Raw genomic sequence first — 5,418 nt, forward strand, 5'->3', positions numbered from 1 at the left:
CTTGGGGTATGGCTGGATAAATTTGTTTTTTGGTTCAGAGACGAAACTTCCCATCAGGTCATAGACCTATTCCGAGCGTCGTACATCTACGACCTGCCGATATTTATCGCCTACTTGGCCATTATTCCCGGAATGGCCGTATTTATGCTTCGTATGGAAACAGATTTTGCCGATGCCTGTCTCAAGTTCTACGATGCTGTCCGAGAAGGCGCAACGCTGGATTCTATCTACCTGCTCAAGGATAAAATGATCCTTGCCTGTCAGCAAAGTATCTACGAAATATTTAAAGTTCAGGGGATGACACTCGCCTTGTTGCTCTTGTGGGCTGAAGATATATTGGTAGCATTAAACATTGACTTGGCTTACTTACATCTGCTCTATGTCGACCTTGTTGGTGTCAGCCTTCAGGTACTGGTGATGTCAATCCTGAACGTGATGTTCTACCTCGATAAACGCTACTCGGCATTGCTACTCACGGCATTAATGGCAGCCGGTAACTTTGTTTTGGCCCATCTCAGCATCGACTTGGGGCCTGTGTATTATGGCTATGGTTTCGCGATTACCATGCTGGTTACTACGATTATTGGGCTCATCATGCTCGACAGACAATTTGATGATCTTGAGTATCAGACCTTCATGCTTCAGCGTTCTTAACCAGATTTTCTCCAAGCTAAAGAAAAAGAAACACCGCAGACAAATTAGGCTCCCGATGTAGGGAGCCTAACTATTTATGTATTTATTATGTACTTATAAGGGTTCGCTCAAATCATGAGCTAAGGATAATCAATTTTATGTTCGGGGTCCGTAGATACCGAAGAAGCCTTCATAAAGCCCCCCACCTTATCGACCAAATCTATTGGCATCGGGAACAAGATTGTAGTGGTGCGATCGTTGGAGATTTCAGTTAGCGTCTGCATATAACGAAGCTGAACAGCATTGGGGGCTTCGTTTAACACCATAGCGGCATCTTTCAGCTTCTTTGAGGCTTCAAGCTCACCAACAGCGTGAATAACCTTGGCTCGACGAGCACGCTCGGCTTCTGCTTGCCTTGCCAGAGCGCGAACCATACTTTCATCTAAATCCACATGCTTAATTTCGACATTCGCAATCTTAATACCCCAGTTGTCGGTATGCTGGTCAAGGATCAACTGCAGATCTTTATTGAGCTCTTCCCGGGCCGACAATAGTTCATCAAGTTCATGCTGGCCGAGTACCGAGCGCAAGGTTGTCTGCGATAACTGACTGGTCGCTTCGAGATAATTTTCGACATTATTGATTGCCATCTTTGGGTCAACGACACGAAAGTAGACAACCGCATTCACCCGCACCGACACATTATCCCTGGTGATCAGATCTTGTGTAGGTACATCCAATACAATGGTCCGCAAATCAACCCGCACCATTTGCTGGATTATCGGTACGATGATGATCAGACCAGGTCCCTTTACTTCATAAAACCGCCCCAAAAAGAAAACGACGGCACGTTCATACTCACGTAAAATTTTAAACATGCTGACGATTAAGACTACCACCAGCACGATTATCGTCGCTAACGAATAAGTAATCATATGTTATTCCTTATTACTTGAGGGATCACTGTAGCCGTCTTCTACAACAAGATATAAACCCGAAACTCTTCTCACTACGACGCTCTGCCCTTTAGCCAATGGCTGGTCACATTTCGCCTGCCAGATTTCACCATCAACCAATACTCGGCCATCGCCAGGGAAGCCACTAACAACCTTGGCACTTTGTCCCAGTAGGACTTCTACACCTGTTGTAACGGGCTTGCGCCGCGCCTTTAGCAACAAGGCAAGGATAACGAAGGTGAAAAGAGCAGATACCACGGTCAGACCAACAATAAGCGGGATAGCGATTTGGTAGCCTGGTGTTTCGGTGTCCATTAACATAATTGAACCCAAAACAAAGGACACAATACCGCCAAGACCGAGTATGCCGAAGCTCGGACTGAACGCTTCCGCAATCATCAGGGCAATCCCCAGCAGTAGCAACCCTAGTCCTGCGTAGCTTACTGGTAACATTTGCAATGAATACATTGCCAGCAACAGACATATTCCGCCGAGCACTCCCGGTAAACCAACGCCAGGGTTATAGAACTCCAGCAGCAAGCCGTATATGCCGATTAGCATCAGAATATAGGCCACATTGGGATTGGTGATGACAGAAAGTAGCTTAAATCGCCAGTCTTGCTCTCTTTCGACATAAGCAATATTGTCCAGCTCAATTATTTGCTCTAAGCCGTTTATTGTTATGGTTCGCCCGTTTGATTGTGTCATCAGGCTATCTAGGTCAGCCGCAATAAAATCAATGACATTTTCTTTCAAGGCACTTTCTGCATCCAGGCTCGCCGCTTCTGTTACCGCCTTCGCAGCCCACTCCTCATTCCTGCCATGAAGCTTGGCCAACCCCTGGATATAAGCAGTGGCATCATTAATGACCTTTTTCTCCATGGCGGTTTTAGCCTTCACGCGGTCATCTTCTTCAGGTTTGGCCTCACTGTCACCTTCAGCAGTGCTTGCTTCCTCGTCTTTAGGTTCTTTTTTCTCTTCCTTTGGAGCAAAAGGATTACTGCTGCTATCATCATCTTTTCCTGACGGAGCAGTTAAATTGACAGGCGTCGCCGCCCCCAAATTGGTACCGGGCGCCATCGCTGCAACATGACTTGCAAGCAAAATATAAGTCCCGGCACTCGCCGCTCTTGCCCCTGACGGTCCAACCCAGGTTGCGATAGGAACTGAGGATGTCGTTATCGCGCGGATAATATCCCGCATCGAGGTATCCAACCCTCCCGGGGTGTCCATTTTCAACACAATAAATGATGCCTGCGCCTCTCTGGCATCGTCGATTTCACGGGCCACGTAGTCACTCGTCGCCGGGCCAATTCCACCTCTAATTTCGATGACCCACACATTATCTGCGGAAGCCGAAAATGTAGTAAACAACAAGGTCAATACCAGCGCACAATAAGAGAAAAGCTTCATCTAACTTCCTCCCCCAAGAAACTTAGCTGGACTTACTCGAAAGTCCAGCTAAGTTTCTGAGTTACCATTAACTGCTATAAGCATAGCCTAAGTCATTAAGCACACTGTTTTTATGGCTTCTCACATTCAAAAATAAGACAGCAACATGAAAGAAAAATGACACTTATACTTAGGCAAGTGTGGGCAAAAGAGCAACCAGCATGTCAAAACCAAACCCAACACACCGCCTGTTTATCCTTCTGCTACCGGCACTCCTTCTCTGTCAAAGTGCGTTCGCCGTGACAACAGCCAAGCCTATTATTGAAGTGGGTAGTTATCACTGCCCGCCTTTCGTCATCAAACACGATGACGGCACCTATTCAGGCCTGAGCATTCTGTTGTGGGAGAGAATTGCAGAGCAGCTTGGGCTTCAATACGAAATCAGGGAGCTTGGCCTTAAAGAGTTACTAGAGGCAGTATCAACGAGAAAAATAAATATCGGGATTTCTTGTTTATCCATTACGCCCGAACGCGAGCTCATTCTGGACTTTTCGCACTCGTTTTATGAAACACATTTAGCTATCGCCGTTAAAAAGCAAGACTATTTAGCCTCGGTGAAGAACATCATTACCAACAAACACTTATTGACCGTTCTTGGTTTTGTTCTCGCTGCTGCAGCAGTCGTAGGCGCTATCTTTTATCTGCTTGAACACCGGGTAAACGAGAAGTTGTACTCGACATCCTCTCGCTGCGCACAATTGATTGAAGGCTTCATCCTCGGCTTGCTATTTATCACTAAGGGGCCTTTTAACTATTTCGAGTTCAAAACCCTAACCGGCAGAGTCATTACGGTGATCCTGGCAATCGCAACCACACTATTTATTGCCAGTATTACTGCGGTACTGGCAAGTACCTTCACTCTCGGACTATTAAGCTCTGACATAAAAGGTCCGAATGATCTGGCAAATATTCCCGTCGGGGCAAAAGAGGCATCAACATCGTCAGAGTTCCTCACCAATCACAGTATCGTTCACCGCACTTATACTGATAACAGCCAACTACTTGAAGCACTTGAGGCCAATGAGGTGCAAGCCATTGTCGCGGACGATGCCGTATTAAAATACCTGATTAAGAAATCCAAGGAGAAAGGCGAATACCGCGATCTCATTGTGCTGCCCTACCAATTTGAAAAACAGAACTACGGGTTTGCGATAGAAGATAAAAGCCAATATGCAGAGACGCTCAACCGAGCCTTGCTCAGAGTCAGAAAAACGCCAGAATGGCGACAGGCACTACACGAGTATTTTGCCGAACGTTGATGTGAACCAAAGTAAAAAATGGCGACCAATAGGTCGCCAAAGCCAAGTAACTAGTATTACCGTGTTATTTCCACTTAAGCAGGCGCCCTAACTGTGAAGGGTGATAAGACCAGCAGTGGTCAAAGATAGTCATCAGCTCAGGGTTGCCATATTTCGAAAGATTAACGGCATGGAAGCGATTTTTCTGCTCTTTAAGTTTGTTAATTCGCTTCATCATGGCATCGGGCTGTGATGGCGCGATAAAGTCTGACAGCACAACCAAATCGGCGTTTTTGTATTTACCGCTACTCATCAATTCTATGGATTGGTCGAGCACCGGACCTAAGTCTGTACCGCCATGGAAAGAATAAGAGAGGAAGTTCAGCACTTCGCTAAGGCCATCTTGTTTTGTTAACTCATAAGTGATTTGCTGTGTCGAGAACATAATCACATAGCAGTCCCGATCCTCTGCCAAAGCAATTTGCATCAATCCGTATGCCAGAGCCTTGGCACATTGTTCAGGAAATCCATTCATCGAACCTGAGGCATCAATACAAACGATAAATGGCCCTTTGTCCTGCTCTACCTGTTTAGTTTGTCGCTTATATGCCTTAACTTTTCTCAGCTTACGTTGTGCGCCTTGAACACGATAATTCATCAATCGCTTATCGACCAAATGCTTGTAGAACACAACTTCAAGTTCAGGATAAGCCAGAAACATCGCCTCGTTTGGCAGAAGCTTGGAGAGATCGTCACTTTCATGTACGCCGACGATATCATCCGTGACACTGTCACTGCGCTCTTCAACCATTTTAAGATCTTCCGAACGAACTCGTTCTTTGTCCGGATCGTCAATTTCACTGGCCATCCGCCCCAGCTTTTCGGCAATTTCTTTTAGACCGTCGTTCTTTTTCAAGAAACCAGCTATCGATTTCAAGCTATCGACATCACTGCGAGTCAGCTTGGCTTTTGCCATGTCCCACAGCCGGCCAGCTTTCTTCTCGTCACCCGCCTCAGTCACCTCTTCCATTTGCTGCATGGTCTCAATGCGTTGATACAGATCAGCCAGCAATTTCTCTTTATGCTGCTCCAACTCTGTTTGCTGCGCTTCGGTTAGTGACTTCGCCAATGCCTGATAC

Annotated in this window: 5 protein-coding genes; 2 read left to right on the plus strand and 3 right to left on the minus strand. The window is 46.2% G+C overall.

Annotated elements, in window-relative coordinates; translation table 11 throughout:
• A partial coding sequence (gene pelG, locus MHN01_RS15210) for an exopolysaccharide Pel transporter PelG (protein WP_239412121.1) occupies positions 1-654 on the plus strand: 654 nt, incomplete at its 5' end.
• A gap of 119 nt (positions 655-773) precedes the next feature.
• Here pelG and MHN01_RS15215 read toward each other — a convergent pair.
• Both MHN01_RS15215 and MHN01_RS15220 read right to left on the minus strand, forming a co-directional pair.
• Positions 774-1,568: a slipin family protein gene (locus MHN01_RS15215; RefSeq protein WP_239412122.1), complete on the minus strand. Its 795-nt coding sequence runs from the start codon at positions 1,566-1,568 to the stop codon at positions 774-776.
• Positions 1,569-1,571: 3 nt separating this feature from the next.
• Positions 1,572-3,002: a nodulation protein NfeD gene (locus MHN01_RS15220; protein ID WP_239412123.1), complete on the minus strand. Its 1,431-nt coding sequence runs from the start codon at positions 3,000-3,002 to the stop codon at positions 1,572-1,574.
• A gap of 200 nt (positions 3,003-3,202) precedes the next feature.
• On the opposite strand from MHN01_RS15220, the gene MHN01_RS15225 reads away from it, so the two are divergent.
• Positions 3,203-4,300 carry an ABC transporter substrate-binding protein gene (locus MHN01_RS15225; RefSeq protein ID WP_239412124.1) on the plus strand — a complete coding sequence of 366 codons (1,098 nt, stop codon included), beginning with the start codon at positions 3,203-3,205 and terminating at the stop codon, positions 4,298-4,300.
• 64 nt (positions 4,301-4,364) lie between these two features.
• Here MHN01_RS15225 and viaA read toward each other — a convergent pair.
• The coding region (viaA, locus tag MHN01_RS15230) for an ATPase RavA stimulator ViaA (protein ID WP_239412125.1) at positions 4,365-5,418 on the minus strand (1,054 nt) is incomplete at its 5' end.

The organism is Photobacterium sp. OFAV2-7 (assembly GCF_022347985.1).
Taxonomy (GTDB): Bacteria; Pseudomonadota; Gammaproteobacteria; order Enterobacterales; family Vibrionaceae; genus Photobacterium.

Bases quoted from the DNA above. Each gene is read 5' to 3' on its own strand.
- MHN01_RS15215 (WP_239412122.1), bottom strand. From the start codon at position 1,568: ATGATTACTTATTCGTTAGCGACGATAATCGTGCTGGTGGTAGTCTTA.
- MHN01_RS15220 (WP_239412123.1), bottom strand. From the start codon at position 3,002: ATGAAGCTTTTCTCTTATTGTGCGCTGGTATTGACCTTGTTGTTTACT.
- MHN01_RS15225 (WP_239412124.1), top strand. From the start codon at position 3,203: ATGTCAAAACCAAACCCAACACACCGCCTGTTTATCCTTCTGCTACCG.